Source organism: Streptococcus sp. 151470009-6, assembly GCF_053628175.1.
The window spans coordinates 114,881-138,310 of sequence record NZ_JBSEZF010000006.1 but is presented as its reverse complement, the minus strand read 5'-3'; the positions used below and the strand labels follow the sequence as shown (position 1 = coordinate 138,310).

The window sequence follows — 23,430 nt, the reverse complement described above, 5'->3', positions numbered from 1 at the left end:
CTCCAATATATCTCAACTGTTCAAAAATTTCGAACGGTTTAACTACTGTTTCACCTCCCACTCACTCTTCAGTAAGCCATATATCAGACTGTCACAGCGATTTCCCTGAGCATCTTTGCGGTCTCGGATTCGAGCTTCTAAGGTAAAGCCAAGTTTCTCTGCAACTCGTTGACTTTGAATATTGTAGCCAAAGCAAGACAATTCTATCTTGTGAAGACCCAATTCTTTGAAAGCTAGATCAATCAAGGCTCGCGCTGCTTCAGGCACATAGCCTCGGCCCCAATAGTCTGGATGCAAGGTATAGCCGAGTTCCAACACATCATCTTCGTGGCGATGGTTGAGATCAACAGAGCCAACAATTTTATCGGTCCCCTTGACGACTATTCCATAGCCAGCTGGGAGATTTTCCTTTTGATTGCGCTCAGGAAGGATATGCTCCAGATAATAAATCTCATCCTCCAAGGTCTTGACGGGCGGAAAGCCTGCTGGGTAGGAAACTTCTGGCCTACTGGCATAGTCAAAGATATCCACTGCATCCGCCACTGTACGGACTCGTAACACTAGCCGTTCGGTTTCTAATCGTTCTGGTAATTGTGCTTGCTCCATCTTCAGCCCTCACTTTCCATAAAAAAATGCCCCTGCCATCTACATGACAGGGACGAATGTGTTTATCCGCGGTACCACCCAATTTCGGGCAGAGCCCGCAACTCTCGTCTTTATAATAAAAAGACAATATTATTTCATTTTTCATCCATCAGCAACCAGTTTTGACACATTTGTGGACTTCTCAGCGCCGCCACTTTCTGTAAAATGTGGGATTCAAAACACCTCTAATGGCTTTATTGTAGCAAGTTTTTAACGGAAATGCAAGGCTCAAGAAAAATTACTTGAAGCTGATTCCGTGTTCTTTTAATTTCTTGATGGTAGCTGGACCGATTCCCTTCAAGGCAAGGAGTTCTTTTTCAGTCCAGTTTTTGAAGTCAGCAGCTGACTTGATACCTTCATCATAGAAAGTCTTAGCACGATCTACTGAGAGGCCACCCAAAGTCGCTGCAAAATCTTCTACTGAATTCGCTACTTTTTGAGCTTGTTCCTTGGTCGCTTCTACAGCTTGTTCCACTTTTTTAGAGACAACTTTTCCTGCTTGGCTGGCAGATTTTTCTGCGTGTTTCACGACTTTCTTGGTCTCTTCGACAACCTTGGTCACTGTAGTTGAAAATGCACCTGAACGACGAAGGCTATTTCGTAATTGTTTTTTACGTTGGAGTTTCTTTGACATGATAAAATCCTTTCAATAAAAAATCCCTGCTCTGACAAGGATTTAATAAAGATATTCTATCAAGATTTTGGCAAAAAATCAAGAAAGTATCTGAATTTTAATAGTTTCGCTCACCAAACAAGCCTTCTGGCAGATCATGAAATCCCTTGCCTGCTTTGAAGTTTTCAAACTTACCCAGCAAGAACTGGTAGGCATCCAAGCGACTCTCGTAGCGAATCATGGCATCTTTGGCACGCTCGTCTTGGTCTTCTTCGTAAACCTTCTGACTTTCCTTGTGCGCCATGTCGTTGATCATGATCTGGGTATTAACCCAGGCCTCAAATTCCTTCATAAATTCTTGTTCGTAACTCATTGCTTCTCCTTATTCTAATCCACGGAAGTAGTCCGTATCAATCTCTCGGTAGGGCTGGATATCCTGAACATACTCTAGCACGCCTTGGAATTCCCCGTTCTCATCGTGTACTGCAGCGTAGGTGATGTGGATAAACTTGCTTCGCGACTCAGACTTGAACCACATTTCATACTTGTCCTTGACCCCTTCACGAAGACCTTTCATAACAGCCTTCACCTTTTCTAGGTACTTGGGCGGATGGCAGAGTTCAACATTGCGCCCAACTTGGGACGGAGTCCGTTTGAAAATCATCTCATCAGCTGGCGCATTGTCATTGTAATACTGGAAAATATCGTCTTTATTGACAAAGGTAATCTCCATGGGAAGGTGATTGAGGATGAGGTTGGCCTGCTCTACGGAGAGATAGCCATTTCCAAAAACCTGTTGACTATGGCGGTCCAGGACTGCTTCCTTTTCCTTAGGGGTAAAGGTAATGGTGAACTGTCCTTCTGGTGTATCGATAACTTGCTGCACTTGACCTTCTGCCGTGTCTAGTTGTACGGGCTCTTCTGCACTTTTTTCCTCAACGAAACTCTGGCGTTCTGGCACCCATTTCTCTGACGGACGGATGATGGCATAGCCGTAAGCATCGCTCTCCTCCGCAATCTGAATCCAGTCATCCTGAGTAAAGGACTCAAGGAGAATCATGAGAAGGATGGACTCTTCCTTGAAAATCATACTTTCAAACTCTGTCGCAAAAGCTTCGAAAGTTTCCTTTACAGTGGAAATCGGCACTTCTGGTAGTGACTTAGCTGTCGTTAGAGCTGTCTGAAAGAGTTCCCTGATCTGATCATCCACTCCCCACATGACCTTAGGGGGTGAATCGTGTCCATAGCGCTCCATGATAGGAAAGAAAAGCTCTTCCTTGCGCTGATAGTGGAGGTCAAATTGCCCCAAAAGCCCCATTTGACGAACCAAGCCTTTACGCATCTCTGCCAGCATTTCCTCGTCTTCCATAGACTCATAGGTATCTAACAGTCTCCGAATGCGAATCAAGGCAGCACGGAGGGCCAGGTTTTCATCCTTGAAGATGCGAACGGGGTGACCAGGATGCTCGGTATCCTCTACTTCAACACCCTTAACAGCATTTTTAAAAAGATTAGCATGGACATCACAGAGCTCCATGACATCTTCAAAGGTGACACCTGAGTCTGAGTTCATCAGCTCGTGCTCCATGAGGGAAATCTCGATGGCTGACACACCTGTAAAGGTCGCATCAAAACGCTCCTGAACTGATTCAGGAGAGGCACCATTGTGCAATTCTAACAAAATATCCCGTAGGATATGAATCCGTTCATCTGCCATTAGTCTAATCCAATCACTTCGTAACCATTCGCTTCCAGTGTGCGGACAATCTTGTCCATAGGAGTTCCTTCAAGCTTAGAACCCTGTTTGAGCGATACCTTGCGACCGACTGTGTTGCGCATCAAGGGATTAGCAAGTGGTTTAAAACCGAGCTCTACTAGAATTTCCAAGACTTCTGGATGCTTGTCCACCACTTCTGAAACGGGAATTGACACATCGATGATATTGTCCATTACGACCTCCATGTATGTTCTAATACTCAATGAAAATCAAAGAGCAAACTAGGAAGCTAGCCGCAGGCTGTACTTAAGTACGGCAAGGTGAAGCTGACGTGGTTTGAATTTGATTTTCGAAGAGTATAAAATGATTTTACTGCTTATATTATACCATATGGGAAGAGATTAAAAAACTAGCAGCGGAGTTCCTGCTAGTTTCTTTCATTTCAAGTTATTCCTTATCATCTGGTTTTGCGAACCAGTGAGCCGTATCCATTAACTTATCTACAAGAAATAACTTCCCTAGACCAACAACAAGATTGTCATCTTTTTTCATTGTTTTCATCACTTTTAAACCCTGCATCGTAAAAAAGTAATTCCCGTAAGTTTTAGCTAACATTTTTATGAGACCCATGTTACTCTCCTTCGATGATTTCAGCTTCTTTTCGGATAGTTTCTATGTCTTCTTGATATTGCTCCTCATTATAGTTAACTAATTTAGATAACTCCTGTTGCAAGCTTTCCCCCATCGGTTTCATGGTCGCAAAGGTTAATCCTCCTGAAATAATACCGCCTAGGATAGGAATCACTTTTCCCATTCCTTTAGCTAAACCTCCTTTTGTCAGATTAACACCAAAAATTTTCAAAATTTTCTCTAAGATAGGATACCAGAGCGTCTTTGTCAAAGCTTTCTTATTCACTACTTTTATGACTTGTTTGGCTACTGTCACTCCGCCTGATCGAAGCAGAGCACCTGCACCATTTACTCCCAGCATGACACCGAGATACAGTAGGAGTGTGTTTTTAGCTTCCTCGCTTAACTCATTGCGCGATGCCCAGAGATCATCAAATCCGTAAATATACCCTAGTTCTTGAGCTAATTTCAATGAAAAACCATAAAACTGAGCTACGTCTGTCGGGATAGTGATCGCCATGAGAATCCCTCCAGGTAAACCTGCCAAAACCGATGTCCCACTGGCTAACAGGACATTGTCCTTAATACAGGCCTTGGCCACTCGATCCAAGCTTTCCTGAGGCAACAAAGAAGTCGGCCCTTGTTCTAATAAGGTTGCAATATCCTTGCGGTCTAGTTCCTTTGAAAACTTTTCTACTAAAAATTTCTCTCGATCAACTTTGACTACGGGTAATTTCACCACTTGTTGCAGCACTTGCATAGCTATATCTTGTTTAGGCATATGTCTCTCCGTTTTTCATTTATATCAAGCTTTATCATATCATACTATTTGAAATATACAAATTTTTTAAACTACCTTTTACAAGGGCAACATATTGATGATTAGCAAACAGACTACTCTGACAAGAAAAAAGAGGGGTATCCCCTCTTTCTTATACTCAATGAAAATCAAAGAGCAAACTAGGAAGCTAGCCGCAGGTTGCTCAAAACAGTGTTTTGAGGTTGTGGATAGAACTGACGAAGTCAGTAACCATACCTACGGCAAGGCGACGCTGACATGGTTTGAATTTGATTTTCGAAGAGTATTAGTTCTTATCCAGATTGCGTAGCATTGCGTCAATCTTGTTTCCATATTCGATGGATTCGTCTTTGACGAAAGTTAAATCTGGGATTTTGTACAATTTCAAATTGCGACCAAGTTCACGTTTGATGGTACCAGTTGCTTTTTCAAGCCCGATTTGAGCTTTTTGGTTATCCGAAGCAAGGTTACTCAAAATGGTGTAGTAAACCTTAGCAACAGATAGGTCACCCAGCATCTGAACATCTGTAATGGTCACACCTTGGACACGGGGATCACGGACCTTCTTTTGCAAAATCTCATTGACTTCGCGCTTAATTTCCATGCCCACACGATCCGTACGGAAATGATTTGCCATGATATTCCTTTCTCTACTTTGAACCAAAAGCTAGGCCAGCAGACCTAGCTATTTTTAAATTTATTGATTTTCAGCTCAAATTGAAACGAAGTTCAATTTGAACTCATCCGCTTCTTTCGCTGTGGTGAAAGTGATGGGACTAATTTATCAGTCCCATCACAGGGGATTTTTGAGACTCTAGGCTCAAAAATAAGCAATGAAATCATCGGTTTGCTTGCATCCCTCACCACCTAGAAAGGAGCAAAAATCTTAACGTTTGATTTCTTCCATGACATAGGCCTCAATCACATCATCAGTCTTGATATCATTGTAGCCATCAATCATGAGACCACCTTCACGACCGTTTGTAACTTCTTTAACGTCGTCTTTGTAATGTTTCAAGCTTGCGAGTTCACCGTCATATATAACAACACCGTCACGGATAACACGGACTTTCGAGTCACGGGTAACCTTACCGTTGATAACCATGAATCCACCGATGGTTCCCACTTTAGATACCTTGAAGGTTTCACGGATAACTGCTTCACCGATAACTTTTTCTTCAAATTCTGGGTCAAGCATCCCTTTCATGGCTTCTTCCATCTCTTCGATAACCTTATAGATAATGCTGTGGAGACGGATTTCTACATCGTCAGCTTCCGCTTGTTGACGCGCTTGTGGTGTAGGGCGTACGTTGAAACCAACGATAAAGGCATTGGAAGCTTCCGCAAGGGTCACGTCAGATTCGTTGATAGCACCGACTGCTGAGTGGACAATGGTAACTTTGACACCTTCTACATCGATCTTTTGAAGGGAGGCAGAAAGGGCTTCAACTGAACCTTGTACGTCGGCCTTGATGATGACGTTAACAGACTTAAGTTCACCAGCTTTAAGCGTATCAAAGAGGTTTTCAAGGCTGACACGTTGGGTAGCTTGGCGTTGTTTCATGAGGGCACGTTTCGCACGTTCTTCACCGGCTGCACGCGCAGATTTTTCATCTTCGTAAACGGCAAAGTGGTCACCCGCCATTGGCGCTTCGTTCAAACCTGTGATAGAAACTGGTGTTGACGGACCTGCAACCTTAACACGACGACCAAGGTCGTTGGTCATAGCACGTACACGACCGAAGGTATTTCCGACAACGATTGGGTCTTGAACATTCAAGGTGCCTTGTTGCACAAGAAGGGTTGCGACCGCACCTTTCCCTTTATCCAAGCGCGCTTCGATAACTGTACCGATTGCACGAACTGTTGGGTCTGCCTTGAGTTCTTGGATTTCAGCCACAAGAAGAACTGTTTCCAAGAGTTCATCGATATTTTGGTTGAATTTAGCTGAGATTTCAACAAATTCAGAATCTCCACCCCAAGCTGTTGACATAACACCATGCTCTGCCAATTCACCGATAACACGTTCTGGATTGGCACCTGGTTTATCAATCTTGTTGATAGCTACGATGATTGGAACGTTGGCCGCTTTTGAGTGGTTGATAGCTTCGATAGTTTGAGGCATAACCCCGTCGTCGGCTGCTACAACCAAGATGGTAATATCGGTAACAGATGCACCACGCGCACGCATAGATGTAAAGGCCGCGTGTCCTGGTGTATCAAGGAAGGTAATCTTCTTGCCATTTTCCACGATTTGGTAGGCACCGATATGCTGAGTGATTCCTCCTGCTTCACCTGTCGCTACACGAGAGTTACGAAGGGTATCCAAGAGGGTTGTCTTACCATGGTCAACGTGTCCCATGATGGTTACAACTGGTGGACGCTCAACCAATTCATCTTCGTTAAGATAGCCATCTTCGACAAAGAAACGTTCGATGTCGGCATTATCCACTTCAACCTTTTGTTTGGCTTCGATACCATAATCCACCATGAGGAGTTCGATGGTTTCTCCATCTAAGGATTGGTTTTGTGTGGCCATCACACCCATCATAAAGAGTTTCTTAACGATTTCAGCTGGTTCACGTTTAATACGTTTTGCGATTTCCGCAACAGTCATACCATCTGTATATTCAAATTCGCTTGGCAATTCATGGAACTTACGTTCTGTAACAGGTTTTGGTGCCTGATTGCGGTTATTTTGCTTGTTGCCTTTTTTATTCTTTTTGTTGTTATTCCAGTTACTATTTCTTTGATTTCTCACTTGATTCTGACTACTTCGATTCTTTTGTTGTTTTCTAGGACCATCTTCTTCGTGATCATAATCGTCACGTTCTTTGTCTGGTCGAGCTTGTTTTTTACGACGTGTATCCACTGGCGCTTCTTTCGCTACAGGAGCTACTGCTACGGCTGGCTGCGTTTGTTCAGCTAACTTAGCAGCTTCCTCAAAGATTTCTTCAGGCTCCTTGCGTTTATTAGCTTGAGCCAAAGCTTCTTTGGCAGCTTGCGATTGTTTGAAGCGCTCCTCGCTTGAGCGTGCGTACTCTGCATTTTGCTCTGCTTTTAGGGCTTCAGCACGGGCTTTAAAGTCAACACGTGGTCCAGCTGGTTTTGGCTGGAAGTCCTGTTGCTGACGGCGATCATTGCCACGATTTCCTTGACCTTGTGGTTTCTTCCCTTGGTCGTTAAAACGGCGGTTATCGCGGTTCCCTTGACCAGGTTTGCCACCATTACGGCCGTCGTTTTTCTGACGGTTGCCGTTTTGTTGTTGGTCACGGTTGTTGCCCTTGTTTTGTTTGCGTCGCTCTGCCTGCTCTTTGGCACGCGCCTCACGCTCCGCCTTGAAGTTTCGACTTTGTGGTCTTGCGGCCACTACTTTGTCTTCCTTAGGAGCTGCAGGTGCAGCTGGTTTACTTTCTTCCTTAGCGGCTACTGGTTTAGCTGATACAGGCTTTTCTGCTTTCTTTTCTACACTTGCTTTTGGTGCTGCAGGTTTTGCTTCTGCCTTAGGAGCAGGTGCAGGTTTAAAGCTAGCCGCGATTTGCTCAGCAGCAGCAGCTTCCACGCTCGATGAGTGGCTTTTCACATCCAAGCCCAACTCTTTTGCACGCGCTACAACTTCTTTACTTTCTTTTCCAAGTTCTTTTGCGATTTCGTACAATCTTTTCTTAGACAAATCATGTCCTCCTCTTCTATTCCATAAGAGACCTCATTTTCTTTGTAAATCCAGCATCTGTCACAGCCAAAACCTTTCTCGATTTCCCGACTGCTATGCTTAATTCCAGTGTTGAAAACACGGTTATAACTTCTACTTGATAATAGTCACTTTTATCTTGAATCTTCTTGGTTAGATTGGGGCCAGCATCATGGGCTAGAAAGACTAGCTTGGCTTTCTGGTCTTGAATGGCCTTGACCACCAATTCCTCACCCGATATGATCCTGCCTGCTCGTTGAGCCAGTCCCAAGAGATTGCTTATCTTTTGCTTATTCAAGTCCTAACTCTCTTCTTTTCACTTTGTGATCCACATAGGCGATCAACTCGTCATAAAAGCTTTCTTCAACTTCCATGTTAAAGCTACGGTTAAAGACTTTTTTCTTTTTAGCCTCTAGGGCTTCTGCATTGTCTAGCTTGATATAAGCGCCCCGGCCATTGGCCTTGCCTGTCGGATCGATAAAGACCTGTCCTTCTTTGTTCTTGACAATACGAAGTAAATCTCGCTTGTCAATCACATCGTTGGAAACAACAGACTTGCGCAAAGGGATTTTTCTTGTTTTCATCTTTCCCTCCTCTAGCAGCTTTTATTCTTCGATCAATTCATCCGCAACTGCGTAATCAATTTGACCTGCTTCTTCCATAGCTTCAAACTCACTGGCAGACTTGATATCGATACGGTAACCCGTCAAGTGAGCTGCCAAGCGAACGTTTTGTCCACGACGACCGATAGCAAGAGAAAGCTTGTTATCAGGTACAACGACCAAGGCACGTTTGCTGTCGTTTTCATCAAAGATAACTTGGTCAACCTCTGCAGGTGCGATGGCATTGTAGATAAACTCAGCTGGATCTGCTACCCACTCGATAACGTCAATGTTCTCTTCTACAGGAATCATACGGTCGCTCTTAGCGTCGTAGCGAGCTGGGTGGAACTTGCTGGTGATTTTCTTGATATTGGCACCACCACGCCCAACGATTGTCCCGATAGCGTCCACGTTTGGATTGTGGCTACGAATAGCAACCTTGGTACGGTCACCTGCTTCACGGGCCACACTCATGATTTCAACAGTTCCATCGTAAACTTCTGGAATTTCTTGCTCCATCAAACGCTTAATCATCTCTGGATGGCTACGGCTAACAAAGACGTTGACACCACGAGGATTGTCTTCAACCTTGTAAACGTAGACTTCGATACGGTCGTGGGAAGCAAAAACTTCTCCAGGGATTTGGTCTTGTTTGGACAATTGGGCTTCGATGCTGCCAAGATTGACATAAATAAAGCGGTTGTCAAAGCGTTCTACTGTACCAGACATGATTTCTTGCTCATGTTCTTTGTAAGTATTATAAGTGATGGCACGTGTTTGCTTGCGCATTTTTTCCATGATGGTTTGTTTTGCAGACTGGGCTGCTACACGACCAAACTCAGCTGGTGCTTCTTCAAACTTGATCTTGTCACCAAGCTCATAGGCTGAATTAATGGCAAGGGCATCTTTCAAGCTGATTTCCAAACGGCTATCAAATACTTCGTCTACAACTTCACGGACAGTATAAACTGTAAAGTCACCTGTTTTTTCGTTAAAGTCGATGGCTACGCTATCAGATTGACCATAACGTCTGCGATAAGCGGAACGAAGCGACTCTACTACTGCGTCGATGATGTCTTCTTTTTTGATTCCCTTGTCTTCTTCCAAAATGCGGAAGGCCTCTAGCATTTCTTTACTCATGTTTTCTTCACTTTTGAATTCTCAAAAGCTATCCTTTCTTTTCTATAGTTTTACTGCTAAACGTGCTTTTGATACTAAACTGTATGGAATTTGGACGGTTTTCTTACGTGTCTTGTCCATATACTCCATAGTCAACTCATCCTCTTCAAAGGACAGCAAGGTTCCTTCAAAGACTTTTTGCTTATCGATGGCTTGATAGAGCCCGACATGGATGTATTTTCCAACTGCTCCAGCGACGGCATCCTTGGTTTTCAAAGGACGTTCCAAGCCTGGACTGGTGATTTCTAGGAAATATTGTTCTGGGAAGGGATCAGGCTTGATGGTGTCTAGAACAGGACTGATAATTTCTGTCAGGTCTGCCGTGTCGTTCAAGGTAATTCCTTCAGGTTTATCTACAAAAATACTGAGAATCATGTCACTGCCAATCTTTCCATACTCGATATCCACGAGTTCGAAAGGCGTTTGGATGACAGGTTCTACAACTTCTCTGACTAATTCTACGATTGTTGCGATTGCGTCCACCTCCTCATAAGCAAGAGGCGAAGATATTTCCCCGCCTCTCTTTCTCATATTCTTACTATCAGTATAGCACGTTTGTCAATTTATGTAAAGTATAAGCACTCAAACGGCTGGTTTTTAAGCTATTTCTTAAAATTCTGCCTCAACTCGGTAGATCACTTGACCCTTGTTGGAGAATTTTTGCTCATATTCCGTCATGACATTGCCTTCAAAATCACTGGCATGTAAGTCCAACCAAACTCCGTTCAGTTTCATCCCATACTGAGAAAAACTCACCAGGCTGTACTCAAACAAGCCACGGTTATCTGTCTTGAAATGGATTTCCCCATTCTCAGGCAAGATACGCTTAAAGGTATCCAAGAAACTCTTGTAGGTCAAACGACGTTTTTCATGGCGTTTTTTAGGCCAGGGATCAGAAAAGTTTAGGTAGAGACGATCAATCTCACCGTCTTCAAAGTAGTCTGTCAAATCTGAACCATCTACCCACAACAACTTGATATTGGGCACTCCAACTTCTAATACCTTATCCAAGGCATAACTTAACACCGACTTTTGGATATCAATCCCGATATAGTTGATGTTAGGGTTTTGTTTGGCCATTCCTGATACGAAGGCTCCTTTTCCACTTCCAACCTCAACATGAATCGGATGATCATTTCCAAACAAGTCTCGCCATTTCCCTTTTGCTTCCAAGGGATTGAGGACAACATACTGGGGATTAGCCTCTAGTAACTCTGTCGCCCCTTTACGATTTCTAACTCTCATCTCTTCTTTCCATACTTGTCACGGAAGACACGCAAGGCATAAATCTCCCGGTTTACATTGTCTAAATCTTGATTTTCACAGTATTTGGCAATCTGGTTCAAGTAAGAATACTGACCATACCAGTACAATTTATCTAACACTGTCTGATTGTACTTATAGCCGTAGTCTCTCAACCATTGACGCCACTGATGATCTGGAATGTAGTGGCATAGCAAATGCGCCACATCAAACATACGATCCGTCAGACGAACCGAATCCCAATCCACTAGATAAACGAGTCCACTCTCTGTCTCAATCCAATTACTATGGCGAAGATCCCCATGCACAATCGTTGCATGGTCTTCTCTAAAACTTGGAACCGTCTTACCTAGCTCAGCAATCACACTATTCAAGTAGTGATTCTGTTGCAAGATTTCTGGTACTTCTTGTTGCCAAGAACGCAATAAATCAACCGGTTTTTCCATGGTATATCCCAAACGACTCAACTGCTTCATCAAGGGACGCGAGCGGTGAAGACGGTTCAAGATTGTAATAATTTGTTTGCGATTCATATCGTAGGGAGTCAAGATTTTGCCCGTCAACCATTCTTGGGCACACATATCACGACCATCCGCTAAACGACGAGTCCATAGTAATTGAGGAGCGATTTGTTCTCTGGCTAGGCCAGGTAGGATTGGAGAGGTGTTCATTTTTACAAAGACGCGCTTCCCATCAGGGTAGCTTCCCATATAAGCCTTGCCGCTCTTCCCTGGTATCGGGGTCAGCGTTAGCTCAATATCACCCAAGTCCATTTCTTTCCTCCGTATAAAGTTTCCTTACTATTCTACTAGTTTTTTGTCTATTCGTCAACCAATCTTTTCACTTGATAAGGTAAATAAAACAATTGTAGGACAAGACTTGCTCCTACAAGAGCCAACAAGGCTATTTTTTCTTGCAAAACTACTGCTCCGACTAGCAATTCCAACAAAAGAACGACACTTCCAACACCGAGCATTATCTGTTTCAAACCCTTCTCTTTTTCACCCTTTTCTAAAGGAAAGAGCTGGGTCAAGTACTGGTAGTCAAGGGCACGATAGAGAGCCAACAACTGGAAGAGCATAAGATAATTAAACAGGACAACTACTGCCGTCGCGATCCAAGATTGCTCGATAAAGATCACAGCTAACAAGGATAAGAGCAAGAGGCGGAGACTGAGGGCAAAGAGGTCTCCATTTCGCAGATAAGAGCGGAGATAGAGGTTTTGCCAGATCTTCCCTGGCACCTTTTGAACAGTCTTTAGGATGAAATCCAGATAAGCGCGACGCTTGACACTATTTGAAACGCCCTTGACCTGAGTAAAGAGGGCAAAGAAACGAAGTAAGATTTGCTTGCGCTTGCTTTCTTGGGCAATGACATAGTCCCAGTCGAGGCCAGTTTCAGTGAAAAATTTGCTGGCTTTTTGGCGAAAGAGGAGGTACTTCCCAGCTCCCAATAAAACCACATAGATGAGAAAAACTGGAAAACCATAGCCCATGGCTAAAAACAAGGGCGCAAATAAAAGCAAGAAAAGGGTTTGGACAAAGAGCCAAAAGACCAGTGAACGTGACGTCTGCCCTTTGAGATAGGACTTGACCTCCTCTTCACTGACTAAGAGAAAGAGCTTGTCAGGTACTTCTATGTAGGTCGCGATTCCTCCCCAAGCCAAAAGCAAGGCAGATACAATTCCCAAAAACAAGAGGATGGGCCAATGATTTTCAGGAAAATCTTGCAAGAGTTGACTGTACTGGTAGGCTAAAAAACCGATGAGAACCAGCAGGAATAAGACAAAGTGGTCATTGAGAACATAACGCAGATAACCTACACACTCCTTACGAAAAGCCTGCTTTCGCTTTAAAAACAAGTCTTTCATCGGTCCTCCTCTTTGGTCAGAGCCAAGTAAATGTCATTCAAACTCGCTTCAGGCATGTCAAAGGCCTCGCGTAGTTGCTGGAGGTTCCCCTGAGCCCGCACCTCTCCCTTGTGGAGGATAACAAAGGCGTCACACATCTTTTCCGCCGAATCCAGCACGTGGGTACTCATGAGGATGGACTTGCCTTTTTGCTTTTCCACTTCCAAAAGCTGAATCAAGTCTGCAATAGCTAGCGGATCCAGACCAAGAAAAGGCTCATCAACGATAAAGAGGCTCGGATCTACCACAAAAGCACAGATAATCATGACCTTCTGCTTCATCCCTTTGGAGAAATGAACCGGGAACCAATCTAACTTCTGATCCAAACGGAACATTTTTAAAAGCGGTTCTACTCGCTCAAAAGCCACTTTCTGATCGATACCATAAGCCATGGCAACCGTCTCGATATGCTCTCTGAGGGTCAATTCCTCATACAAGCTAGGCGTTTCTGGGATGTAGCCAATCTGCTTGCGATAGTTGGTCGCATCTTCTCGCAGGGTCAAACCATTAATCTTGATTTCCCCACTGTAAGGTGTCAAAAGACCGATAATCTCATTGATAGTCGTTGATTTCCCAGCACCGTTAAGACCAATCAAACCGACCAACTGTCCACTTTCAACTGTAAAGGACACATCTTTCAAGACAGGGACGTGAACATAGCCACCTGTCAGGTTTTTAATTTCTAACATATTTTCTCCGAATCTGGTATAATGTAGCTATATTATATCAAAATTCAATACAGTAGAGGTGGATTTTATGTCAGATTGCATTTTTTGTAAGATTATCGCAGGGGAGATTCCTGCTTCCAAAGTATACGAGGATGAGCAGGTTCTTGCCTTCCTTGATATCTCTCAAGTAACACCTGGACACACCTTAGTCGTACCAAAAGAACACTACCGCAATCTTTTGGAGATGGATGCTACCAGCGCTAGCCAACTCTTTGCCTCAGTGCCAACAGTGGCTCAAAAAGTCATGAAGGCTACCAAGGCTGCCGGAATGAATATCATCGCCAACTGTGAGGAAGTTGCTGGTCAAACAGTCTTTCATACTCACGTGCATCTCGTACCTCGCTACGGTGCAGAAGATGACCTCAAGATTGACTTTATCGCCCACGAACCTGACTTTGACAAACTTGCCCAAGTCGCTGAAACCATTAGAAACGCTTAAGGAGATGCCATGAAACTATCAAATCTACTGCTATTCGCAGGAGCTGCAGCTGGAAGTTATTTTGTCGTAAAAAATCGCCAAGCCATTCAGGATGAAGTGCTAGATACAACTGACCGTGTCGAAGCTATCAAGGATGATTTAGATATCATCCAAAACAGCCTACAAATCATCGACCAACAAAAAGCCCTTATCAAGGAATACCAAAAAGATTTGACCTATAAATTCAAAGTTTTGGAAAAGGATTTCCAAACCAGACTAGCTGTGATAAAAGAAACACAGGAATTTGAGGATAAGTAAAAAGAGCCCAACGGCTCTTTTTACTTTATTCACCTTCAAAGGCATCTTTTATATGGTCAAAGAAGCCTTTTTTCTTTGGATTGACTTTCAAGTCACCTGCAGCTGCGAACTCTTTAAGCGCTGCTTTTTGGCGGTCGTTCAAACCTGTCGGAGTCACGACATTAACTGTAACATATTGGTCACCAACGGCACCGCCACGAAGGCTCGGTGCTCCCTTGCCACGTAGACGGAATTTCTTGCCAGTCTGAGTTCCTTCTGGGATGACCAATTCAACATCACCATGCACGGTTGGAATTTCAACAGTATCTCCAAGAGTAGCTTGGACGATATTAAGATTTAACTTGTAGAAAATAGTGGTTCCTTCACGTTCAAACTTATCGCTAGCTTCTACTGAAACCACCACGTACAAGTCTCCGTAAGGTCCACCGTTAAAGCCTGCTTCACCTTGACCCGCGAGGCGGATTTGTTGGCCTGTTTCCACACCTGCAGGAATCTTCACATGTACGCTATGAGCTTGTTTTTCATGACCTGTTCCATGACAAGTTGTACATGGATCCTTGATTTCTTTTCCGCGACCATGACAGACATCACAGGTTACTTGGCGACGCATCATACCAAGAGGAGTCTGCGTATCAACGTTAATGACACCAGCGCCATGACAGCGTCCACAAGTGACTGGACTTGTTCCTGGCTTAGCACCAGATCCGTTACATGTACGACAGCTGGCTTCACGATTATATTTAACTTCTTTTTCCGTTCCGAAGATAGCTTCTTCAAAGGTCAAGTTCACACGGTACTGGAGGTCATCCCCTTGACGAGGAGCGTTTGGATTGCGCGAAGCTCCGCCTCCCCCGAAAAAACTTGAGAAGATATCTTCAAAACCACCGAAGCCACCTGCTCCGTCAAAGCCACCGAAACCGCCAGCACCACCAAAGCCACCGTTGGCACCTGCAGCACCATATTGGTCGTAGGCTGCCCGTTTTTGGTCGTCACTCAAAGTCTCATAGGCTTCTTGAACTTCCTTGTACTTTTCCTCAGCACCAGGCTCCTTGTTGATATCTGGGTGGTATTTTTTGGAAAGCTTACGATAAGCTTTTTTGATCTCGTCTGCCGAAGCGTTTTTTGACACCCCCAGGCGATCATAAAATTCAGTATTGTTCATAATTCAAGATACAAAGGGCGTCAAACGGACACAGCCAAAATAGGAGTTTTAACGACGGACGCGTGCGTCCTAGAAAAAACTATCTTTTTGGCACAGTCCGTAGCCCGTGTTCAGTTGCGAACACCTTTGTTCCTTTCTATTGATATTGTGAATCAAACCTCGATTTAGGTCGGGTTCAATTCCTTTCTTTTATATTGATGAGACAAAACCCCAACAAATCAGGTTCAGTTTCTTTTTACCGAAAAACAGAGGCTGGGTTGCAACCTCTGGATTTCTTCCTATCATTACGACGTTCGAGTTTTAAAAATCAAACTAGTAATGCTAAATCGAGCACTCCCTAACCTCTTGGTGAAAAAGACAAATCTTCCTAGAAACTAAAGTTTCTGCGTCAGATTTCCTATTTTCACTGTGAGGTTTTAACGGGCTTTGCATCTTACTTTTCAGTAAACTCTCCATCTACGACGTCATCGCCTGCGTTTCCTGTTGCTTGTGCGCCTTCTGCTCCTGCTTGAGCTTGTTGGGCTGCTGCGGCTTGTTCGTAGAGTTTAACAGCAAGGCCTTGAGCTTTTTCGTTCAAAGCTTCGAGTTTTGCTTTCATTTCGTCCAAGTTGTTGTCTTCTTGAGCTTTTTTAAGGTCATCAAGGGCAGCTTGGGCAGCATCACGTTCTGCGTCGAAGCCTTTGCCTTCAGTTTCCTTGATTGTCTTTTCAGTCGCAAAGATAGCTTGGTCTACTTCGTTACGAAGGTCTACTTCTTCTTTACGTTTCTTATCGGCTTCAGCGTTTGCTTCCGCGTCTTTCATCATGCGGTCGATTTCTTCGTCTGTCAAACCTGAGTTGGATTGGATGACAATGGTTTGTTCTTTTTGAGTTCCAAGATCTTTGGCCTTAACAGACACGATACCGTTCTTATCGATGTCAAATGTCACTTCGATTTGAGGAATTCCACGAGGTGCAGCTGGAATATCTGTCAATTGGAAACGTCCAAGAGTCTTGTTATCTGCTGCCATTGGGCGTTCACCTTGAAGAACGTGAATGTCAACAGCTGGTTGGTTGTCTGCTGCAGTTGAGAAGACTTGTGATTTAGATGTTGGAATTGTTGTGTTACGCTCGATGAGTTTTGTGAAGACGCCACCCATTGTTTCGATACCAAGTGACAATGGCGTTACATCAAGAAGGACAACGTCTTTCACATCACCAGTAATGACACCACCTTGGATCGCAGCACCCATAGCAACTACTTCATCAGGGTTTACTGATTTGTTTGGTTCTTTACCAGTTTCAGCCTTAACAGCTTCTACAACGGCTGGGATACGAGTTGAACCACCAACAAGGATAACTTCGTCAATTTCTGACAAGCTCAAACCTGCATCTGAGAGGGCTTGACGAACTGGAACTTTTGTACGTTCTACAAGGTCACGAGTCAAATCGTCAAATTTCGCACGAGTCAAAGTCATTTCCAAGTGAAGAGGTCCAGCTTCACCAGCAGTGATAAATGGCAAGCTGATTTGAGTTGAAGTTACACCAGAAAGGTCTTTCTTCGCTTTTTCAGCCGCATCTTTCAAACGTTGCATTGCCATCTTGTCAGTAGACAAGTCAATACCGTTTTCTTTCTTGAATTCTGCTACCAAGTGGTCAATGATTTTTTGGTCGAAGTCATCACCACCGAGTTTGTTGTCCCCTGCAGTTGACAATACGTCGAAGACACCGTCACCCAATTCAAGGATAGAGACGTCGAATGTACCACCACCAAGGTCAAATACCAAGATTTTTTCTTCTTTGTCAGTCTTGTCCAAACCGTAAGCAAGGGCTGCTGCAGTTGGTTCGTTGACGATACGTTCTACTTCAAGACCAGCGATTTTACCAGCGTCTTTAGTCGCTTGACGTTGCGCATCGTTAAAGTAAGCTGGAACTGTGATAACAGCCTTAGTTACTTTTTCACCAAGGTATTCTTCAGCATAGCCTTTCAAGTATTGAAGGATCATGGCTGAGATTTCTTGCGGAGTGTATTCTTTACCGTTAGCAGAAACTTTTTCAGAAGTTCCCATCTTAGATTTGATAGAGATCACTGTATCTGGGTTTGTTACTGCTTGACGTTTTGCCGCATCACCAACGATGATTTCGCCGTTTTTAAATGATACTACAGATGGAGTCGTACGATTTCCTTCTGGATTTGCGATGATTTTGCTTTCAGTTCCTTCAAGAACTGCAACTGCTGAGTTTGTTGTACCTAAGTCAATACCGATAATTTTAGACATGTGTTTTTCTCCTTAAATTTATCTTTTTTCTTTTTGATACTCTTCTTAAGTGGCGGCGCCGTCAGAGCTTGACCTCGTCAATCTCTTTGACTAAACTTTGAGCCTAAGGTCTCAAAGTTTGCGCAAATAGCGCCACGGCGAAGAGTATCGCCTTTGGTTCGCTTCGCTCACTATTGCAAAGCTGAACAACTTTCTTAACTTTCTTCATAGTTTATTGTCATTTCGGACAAGTTTCCTATTATGTTACGACACGAGGAGTCGAAATCGATATTATTTCGACTACGAGTTAGTAAGGAGGCTAGGCAAACGCCATAGCGATTGCCGTTTTCTGACGAGTTGCTTTAGCTACCGTCAGAATTTCCTAATCGAACACTTCGTCAATCTCCTATTTTTACTGTGAGCTTTTTACGGGCTTTGTATCTTAGTTATAAACCACCACCATGGCTGGGCGTAAGATGCGGTCATGGAGTTTGTAGCCTTTTTGGAAGACTTGTGCTATAGTGTCTGCGGGGTGTCCATCGTCTGCTGGGAGAGTTTGGATGGCCATGTGATAGTTATGGTCAAATTCGCCGTCAGCTGCGATTTCTTCGATTCCTTCTTCTTTCAAAGCGTGAATCAAGCTCTCTTGCACCATCTCCAATCCTTTTTTGACATCGTCTGTCAATCCTTCAACTGCAAGTGCACGTTCTAAGTTGTCGAGCGATGGTAAAATTGCTTTTGCCAGATCTTGGCTACGATAACGTTGCAAGTTTTGACGCTCTTCATTGGCACGGCGTTGAATATTTTGCATTTCTGCATGAGCGCGAAGGTATTTGTTTTCAAACTCATCTGCACGTTCATTTGCCAAGTCCAACTCAGACTTCTCAGGAGTTGTTTCTTCAGTTGCTTCCACAACTTCCTCTTCTTTCATTTCTTCGTTTTTTTTATCTTGGGCCATTTTCGCCTCCTTTAATGATTCCAATATTAATTTACTTCGTAATGATTACTGCTGAGGTAGCGATAAAAATCTGTCAACTTCATAGTCAATACGCGGTTGACTACATTGACCTGGTTGACCAATTGCTGGTAATCCAGATTGACCGGACCGATAATCGCTAGAATTCCAAAACCTCGATAAGGAATGAGGAATTTACTGCTAATCACTGCTAGGTCAGCTAGACAAGACTCTTGACTGTCCGCAACACGGACATTTTGCATCTGATCTTCATGCAGACTTTCACGAATCTCTAGGGCCACCTTTTGCGGTTGGTCAAAGAACTGATAGGCCGCTAGATTGGCAAAATTCAAGAGATTGACCTTGCCAGATACTACAATGTTTTCGTTGAACATTTCTTTAAAAATGTGTTCAAAGAGATCCATGACATTGTCCGTTGTTGTGAAGTAACGCTGGATAATCTGCGGAATCTCCGTCCGAATCTTGTAGTGAATATCCAGAACGGTGTGACCGAGAAAACGTTCCTGAATGATGCTCTTCAGTTTCAACAAATCTTCCTGCAAGAAATTCCTTGGAATCAAAAACTGACTGGTAACCGTTCGTGACTCGTCTAAGGTGAAAACTGCAAGAGCAGTATGTTGTCCTAGAACGACAATGTCGAAAGCCGTCAGGCGCTGTCTACTTGGCTCAACATCCAGAGCCACTACCGTACAGCCACTCAAGTCTGTCAGTAAATTGGCAGCCTCTTGCAAAATATCCTCTAGTTTGAAGAACTCCTGATCAAAGGCTTTGACAATCTCATAAACCTCATTTTCAGCCAGTCGATCAAAAGCCAAGGAGTGTTTTACATAGTACTGAAAACCAGCCACACTAGGCATCCGACCACTTGAAGTATGAGCTTTCTCAAGCAACCCTTGTTTTTCTAGAGCTGCCATATCATTACGAATGGTAGCACTACTAGAATTAATAGACTCTTGTAGCGCTTTGGATCCGACAGGTTCGTGCGTTTTGGTAAAGATGTCAATAATCAGATTTAAAATATCCTGCTGACGTTCTGTAACCATCTCATCACTCCTCTCTGTCAGATTGATTAGCACTCGATACACACAAGTGCTAACTCATGATTCTATTATACACCCTTAGAAGAGAATGTCAAGACAAAAACTCAAAAAATTAGCACTCTTTTGTCAAGAGTGCTAAAAATCAGTCTAAAGACCTAGAATCTTACTTTTTATCTACTTGGTATTTCCTTTTTAGTCTGAAATAACCATAGATTAGATAAGAAATCATGAGACCGTAAATACCGAAAATAAGAAAGAAAGATGAAGAGAGATCTTCTCTATATAGAACCAAGCAAACAACAAGCCCACCCAAAAGGGTAGCTATAGAAGGACGAAGTCTAGAGATCACCATTTCCCATTTAAGAGGATGATTCCTATAGAAGACTTGATCCTCCGGAAGTAACTCAGAAGCCGGTTTCCGAAAAATAGAAGACGGACAAACCTCTACAAGCTCCCAACCTCTATCTTTCAAACTTTCTAGCTGATGATAATATTTCTTAAAAAACTGTTTACCACACACAAGGTAAATCACATCATCTGGCTCACTTTCTTCAAAATAGAAAATCCACCATCTACTCGTTTTATATCTCCAACCTTGCAAATACATTTCACGTAAATAGTCTTCTTCCTTATCATAATCAAGAATGCCAAACATCCGAAATTGTACCTTGCTATTCATTGTCTTACCTCCAAATTAGAAAACAGGCATTGTTTCATTTATCAGATAATTCTTTCCACTTTTGAAACAATCTCCAAAAAATATAAGAAATCTGAATCGCAAAAATAATCAATAAAACACAATCTATTATGAAAATCAAAAACAATTCCCAACTGAAAGAACTAGCTCCACTGACAAACTTTGAGAAAACCGGTAGTAGAGCTAAAAAGAGAAGCAAAATAGGAAGCATCCGCCTCGTTAAAATCCGTTTGACCACAGCTAACTTCCCGGCCGCGTCATTATAAATTTCAAACTCGGCATCCGATTCAATTTCAAAATGTGCTTTTCTAAAGTAGGAAAAACCATTAAAGTCTGTAATATGCTCCCATCCACAGTCTTTAAACAGTTGCAAATAGGAGGCTCTCTCTGATTTTTTCATTGGATAAAAGTCTAACTGATAAGACACCTGCTCCGGTTGGCACTTTTCAAAGGTATACTTAACTGCAAACAACAAGATAGAGTAGGTTACTTCCTTGAGCTTCCATCCCTCAGCATGCATTTTTCTAAGATATAAAGCCTCTCTATCATAATCCGCAATGGTAGCAATTCTATAAATAACCTTCTTTCCCATCATCCTTCCTCCCGACTGTTTCTGTAGAGCCGCTCAATACGTTTCAATTCAATATCTAAGACTTTGCGTCCCAAATCTGTTATCTGATAAATTTTCCGTTTTTCCTCTTCTCGGACAAAGAAAATCAAGCCATCCTTTTCCATCTTTGACAAGGTCCCATACATAGTTCCAGGACTAATCGAAACTTGCGAATCTGTCATCTCCTTGACCTTTTGAGTGATACCATATCCATGGTTCTCCTTCTGTAAACAAAACAAGATATAAAAACCCGTTTCAGTCATGGGAAGGTAAACACGCCTAATCTTATCTGTTAATTCCATTTAACCACACCTCCTATTTAATTCGATATATCGTGATTCGTTATATAAACTATATCACAGTTCGATATAAAATGCAAAAAAAGATCACCCTCAGGCAATCTTTCTTCTATATTAGTAAAGATCAAGGTAATTATCAACTTCCCATTGTGAAACAAAGGTTGCATAGCTAGCCCACTCGATACGCTTAGCTTCAAGGAAGCTAGTGTAAATGTGTTCACCTAGGGCTGCCTTGACCACGTCATCCTCAGTCAAAGCTTTCAAAGCATTGTGAAGCGTTGATGGAAGATCAGTGATTCCAGCTTCCTTACGCTCTTCTGCTGTCATGATGTAGATATTTTCTTCGATAGGAGCTGGTGCTTCGATTTTATTTTCAATACCGTGCAAACCAACTTCCAATAGAACTGCCATCGCGATGTATGGGTTTGCCATTGGGTCTACTGAGCGCAACTCAAGACGAGTTCCCATACCACGTGAAGCCGGTACACGAACTAGTGGCGAGCGGTTACGACCAGCCCAAGCAATGTAAACTGGTGCTTCATAACCAGGAACCAAACGTTTGTAGGAGTTAACAGTTGGGTTCATGATAGCAGTATAGTTGTAAGCATGCTTGATCAAACCACCAAGGAAATGGTAGGCTGTTTCAGACAACTGCATTCCCTTTGGATCATTTGGATCAAAGAAGGCGTTATTCCCATTCTCATCAAACAAGGACATATTACAGTGCATACCTGATCCAGCAATACCAAATTTTGGTTTCGCCATAAAAGTCGCATAAAGACCGTGTTTACGAGCGATGGTTTTTACAACGAGTTTAAAGATTTGAATCTTATCACAGGCACGGAGGACTTCATCATACTTGAAGTCAATTTCATGTTGACCAACCGCAACCTCGTGGTGACTTGCTTCTACTTCAAATCCCATTTTAGTCAAGACATTAACGATTTCACGACGCGTATTGTCCGCAAGGTCAGTAGGCGCCAAATCAAAATAGCCACCCTTGTCATTCACTTCAAGTGTCGGGTCCCCATTTTCATCCAACTTAAATAGGAAGAATTCTGGCTCTGGACCAAGGTTGAAGGATTTGAATCCTACTTCTTCCATGTGACGAAGAGCACGTTTGAGGTTGCCACGAGGGTCACCTGCAAATGGTTCACCTTCTGTTGTATAAACATCACAGATTAAACCTGCAACACTTCCGTTTTCATCTCCCCAAGGAAAGACTGTCCACGTATCCAAGTCTGGGTACAAGTACATATCTGACTCATTGATACGTACAAAACCTTCAATAGAAGAGCCATCAAACATGGCTTTGTTTGACAAGACCTTATCTAACTGTTCATCTGTAGCAGGAATTTCGACGTTTTTCATGGTTCCCAGAATATCTGAAAACATGAGACGGATAAAGGTAACATTTTTTTCCTTGACTTCACGACGAATATCTGCAGCTGTGATTGGCATGTGTTTACTCCTTAATTTTTGACTACTTGCGATTGACTAACCGCGACCAAAAGGTGACTGCGCTGAAGCAAAGCGTCCTTGTTGGAGGAGCTCATTATGAAGCGCACGACGCACCTCCGTTGGGCTCACTGCTTTCTTGGATTTCGCCTCACGCTCAGCGTATTTCTTCTTAATGGCAGCAATATTGAAACCTTCAGAGATATAATCTTTGATCTCAAGCAATCGATCCATGTCATTCAAAGAATACATACGACGGTTCCCTTCGTTTCGATCAGGCTTTATCAACTCTTGATCTTCATAATAACGAATCTGGCGCGCCGATAGATCGGTCAACTTCATCACACTACCGATAGGAAAAACAGCCATATTTCGACGAAATTCTTTTTCCTTCATTTACAATTTCCTTCTTTCTGTCTATTATAGTCTAAAAAAATCTA

At 43.0% G+C, this 23,430-nt stretch carries 28 protein-coding genes; 2 read left to right on the top strand and 26 right to left on the bottom strand.

Going from position 1 to position 23,430, the window contains the following annotated elements:
- Window positions 1–42: 42 nt before the first annotated feature.
- The 17 genes from ACUW6H_RS08610 to ACUW6H_RS08530 form a co-directional block, all read right to left on the bottom strand.
- On the bottom strand, window positions 43–606 hold the full coding sequence (locus ACUW6H_RS08610; RefSeq protein WP_454364155.1) for a GNAT family N-acetyltransferase: 564 nt from the start codon (window positions 604–606) through the stop codon (window positions 43–45).
- 277 nt (window positions 607–883) lie between these two features.
- Entirely contained in the window at window positions 884–1,279 is a 396-nt protein-coding gene (locus ACUW6H_RS08605; protein ID WP_049489719.1) for a helix-hairpin-helix domain-containing protein, read from the bottom strand.
- A 97-nt stretch (window positions 1,280–1,376) separates the two neighbouring features.
- Window positions 1,377–1,631, bottom strand: coding sequence for a DUF1912 family protein (locus ACUW6H_RS08600; protein ID WP_000119707.1), 255 nt, complete (start codon window positions 1,629–1,631; stop codon window positions 1,377–1,379).
- Between the two features lie 9 nt (window positions 1,632–1,640).
- Window positions 1,641–2,975 carry a DUF438 domain-containing protein gene (locus ACUW6H_RS08595; RefSeq protein WP_454364123.1) on the bottom strand — a complete coding sequence of 445 codons (1,335 nt, stop codon included), beginning with the start codon at window positions 2,973–2,975 and terminating at the stop codon, window positions 1,641–1,643.
- Window positions 2,975–3,208, bottom strand: coding sequence for a DUF1858 domain-containing protein (locus tag ACUW6H_RS08590; RefSeq protein ID WP_454364121.1), 234 nt, complete (start codon window positions 3,206–3,208; stop codon window positions 2,975–2,977). The genes ACUW6H_RS08595 and ACUW6H_RS08590 overlap by 1 nt, the downstream gene beginning before the upstream one ends.
- A 214-nt stretch (window positions 3,209–3,422) precedes the next feature.
- Entirely contained in the window at window positions 3,423–3,605 is a 183-nt protein-coding gene (locus ACUW6H_RS08585; protein ID WP_454364119.1) for a hypothetical protein, read from the bottom strand.
- A 1-nt stretch (window position 3,606) separates the two neighbouring features.
- Window positions 3,607–4,386: a hypothetical protein gene (locus ACUW6H_RS08580; protein ID WP_454364117.1), complete on the bottom strand. Its 780-nt coding sequence runs from the start codon at window positions 4,384–4,386 to the stop codon at window positions 3,607–3,609.
- Between the two features lie 304 nt (window positions 4,387–4,690).
- Window positions 4,691–5,041 (bottom strand): 30S ribosome-binding factor RbfA, encoded by a 351-nt coding sequence (rbfA, locus tag ACUW6H_RS08575; RefSeq protein WP_001273599.1) that lies wholly within the window; start codon window positions 5,039–5,041, stop codon window positions 4,691–4,693.
- A 249-nt stretch (window positions 5,042–5,290) separates the two neighbouring features.
- The gene (gene infB, locus ACUW6H_RS08570; protein WP_454364115.1) at window positions 5,291–8,077 is read right to left on the bottom strand and encodes a translation initiation factor IF-2; all 2,787 of its coding nucleotides are present in this window, start codon (window positions 8,075–8,077) and stop codon (window positions 5,291–5,293) included.
- Window positions 8,078–8,093: 16 nt separating this feature from the next.
- A complete protein-coding gene (locus ACUW6H_RS08565) occupies window positions 8,094–8,393 on the bottom strand; it encodes a YlxQ-related RNA-binding protein (RefSeq protein ID WP_001041396.1) in 300 nt (99 codons plus the stop codon).
- Window positions 8,386–8,679: an RNase P modulator RnpM gene (rnpM, locus tag ACUW6H_RS08560; RefSeq protein WP_096406104.1), complete on the bottom strand. Its 294-nt coding sequence runs from the start codon at window positions 8,677–8,679 to the stop codon at window positions 8,386–8,388. The genes ACUW6H_RS08565 and rnpM overlap by 8 nt, the downstream gene beginning before the upstream one ends.
- Window positions 8,680–8,700: 21 nt before the next feature.
- Complete coding sequence (gene nusA, locus ACUW6H_RS08555) at window positions 8,701–9,837, bottom strand: transcription termination factor NusA (protein ID WP_454364112.1); 1,137 nt, start codon at window positions 9,835–9,837, stop codon at window positions 8,701–8,703.
- A 42-nt stretch (window positions 9,838–9,879) separates the two neighbouring features.
- Window positions 9,880–10,359, bottom strand: a complete 480-nt coding sequence (gene rimP / locus ACUW6H_RS08550) for a ribosome maturation factor RimP (protein WP_096406101.1) — start codon at window positions 10,357–10,359, stop codon at window positions 9,880–9,882.
- A 126-nt stretch (window positions 10,360–10,485) separates the two neighbouring features.
- Window positions 10,486–11,121 carry a tRNA (guanosine(46)-N7)-methyltransferase TrmB gene (gene trmB, locus ACUW6H_RS08545; RefSeq protein ID WP_096406098.1) on the bottom strand — a complete coding sequence of 212 codons (636 nt, stop codon included), beginning with the start codon at window positions 11,119–11,121 and terminating at the stop codon, window positions 10,486–10,488.
- Window positions 11,118–11,912: a cell cycle regulator CcrZ gene (ccrZ, locus tag ACUW6H_RS08540; RefSeq protein WP_096406096.1), complete on the bottom strand. Its 795-nt coding sequence runs from the start codon at window positions 11,910–11,912 to the stop codon at window positions 11,118–11,120. Before ccrZ ends, trmB begins: the two co-directional genes overlap by 4 nt.
- A 47-nt stretch (window positions 11,913–11,959) precedes the next feature.
- Window positions 11,960–13,009 carry an ABC transporter permease gene (locus tag ACUW6H_RS08535; RefSeq protein ID WP_454364109.1) on the bottom strand — a complete coding sequence of 350 codons (1,050 nt, stop codon included), beginning with the start codon at window positions 13,007–13,009 and terminating at the stop codon, window positions 11,960–11,962.
- Window positions 13,006–13,737 carry an ABC transporter ATP-binding protein gene (locus ACUW6H_RS08530; protein WP_454364107.1) on the bottom strand — a complete coding sequence of 244 codons (732 nt, stop codon included), beginning with the start codon at window positions 13,735–13,737 and terminating at the stop codon, window positions 13,006–13,008. The genes ACUW6H_RS08535 and ACUW6H_RS08530 overlap by 4 nt, the downstream gene beginning before the upstream one ends.
- Before the next feature lie 67 nt (window positions 13,738–13,804).
- Here ACUW6H_RS08530 and ACUW6H_RS08525 point away from each other — a divergent pair, with 67 nt between their 5' ends.
- Both ACUW6H_RS08525 and ACUW6H_RS08520 read left to right on the top strand, forming a co-directional pair.
- Window positions 13,805–14,215, top strand: coding sequence for an HIT family protein (locus ACUW6H_RS08525; protein WP_308689892.1), 411 nt, complete (start codon window positions 13,805–13,807; stop codon window positions 14,213–14,215).
- A 9-nt stretch (window positions 14,216–14,224) separates the two neighbouring features.
- Window positions 14,225–14,512, top strand: coding sequence for a hypothetical protein (locus ACUW6H_RS08520; protein WP_268725940.1), 288 nt, complete (start codon window positions 14,225–14,227; stop codon window positions 14,510–14,512).
- 25 nt (window positions 14,513–14,537) lie between these two features.
- On the opposite strand, the gene dnaJ is transcribed toward ACUW6H_RS08520, so the two are convergent.
- The 9 genes from dnaJ to glnR form a co-directional block, all read right to left on the bottom strand.
- Entirely contained in the window at window positions 14,538–15,674 is a 1,137-nt protein-coding gene (gene dnaJ / locus ACUW6H_RS08515; RefSeq protein ID WP_001066315.1) for a molecular chaperone DnaJ, read from the bottom strand.
- Between the two features lie 433 nt (window positions 15,675–16,107).
- Entirely contained in the window at window positions 16,108–17,931 is a 1,824-nt protein-coding gene (gene dnaK / locus ACUW6H_RS08510; protein WP_268705819.1) for a molecular chaperone DnaK, read from the bottom strand.
- Between the two features lie 421 nt (window positions 17,932–18,352).
- Window positions 18,353–18,868, bottom strand: a complete 516-nt coding sequence (gene grpE, locus ACUW6H_RS08505) for a nucleotide exchange factor GrpE (RefSeq protein ID WP_454364103.1) — start codon at window positions 18,866–18,868, stop codon at window positions 18,353–18,355.
- Window positions 18,869–18,894: 26 nt separating this feature from the next.
- A complete protein-coding gene (gene hrcA / locus ACUW6H_RS08500; protein WP_454364101.1) occupies window positions 18,895–19,929 on the bottom strand; it encodes a heat-inducible transcriptional repressor HrcA in 1,035 nt (344 codons plus the stop codon).
- A 160-nt stretch (window positions 19,930–20,089) separates the two neighbouring features.
- Complete coding sequence (locus ACUW6H_RS08495; protein ID WP_096406083.1) at window positions 20,090–20,605, bottom strand: DUF2812 domain-containing protein; 516 nt, start codon at window positions 20,603–20,605, stop codon at window positions 20,090–20,092.
- Window positions 20,606–20,639: 34 nt separating this feature from the next.
- Window positions 20,640–21,215 (bottom strand): DUF2812 domain-containing protein, encoded by a 576-nt coding sequence (locus ACUW6H_RS08490; RefSeq protein WP_061853069.1) that lies wholly within the window; start codon window positions 21,213–21,215, stop codon window positions 20,640–20,642.
- On the bottom strand, window positions 21,215–21,535 hold the full coding sequence (locus ACUW6H_RS08485) for a PadR family transcriptional regulator (protein ID WP_000423976.1): 321 nt from the start codon (window positions 21,533–21,535) through the stop codon (window positions 21,215–21,217). Before ACUW6H_RS08485 ends, ACUW6H_RS08490 begins: the two co-directional genes overlap by 1 nt.
- 111 nt (window positions 21,536–21,646) lie before the next feature.
- A complete protein-coding gene (gene glnA / locus ACUW6H_RS08480; RefSeq protein ID WP_454364099.1) occupies window positions 21,647–22,993 on the bottom strand; it encodes a type I glutamate--ammonia ligase in 1,347 nt (448 codons plus the stop codon).
- A 36-nt stretch (window positions 22,994–23,029) separates the two neighbouring features.
- On the bottom strand, window positions 23,030–23,386 hold the full coding sequence (gene glnR / locus ACUW6H_RS08475; protein ID WP_000659541.1) for a transcriptional repressor GlnR: 357 nt from the start codon (window positions 23,384–23,386) through the stop codon (window positions 23,030–23,032).
- Between the last annotated feature and the right edge of the window lie 44 nt (window positions 23,387–23,430).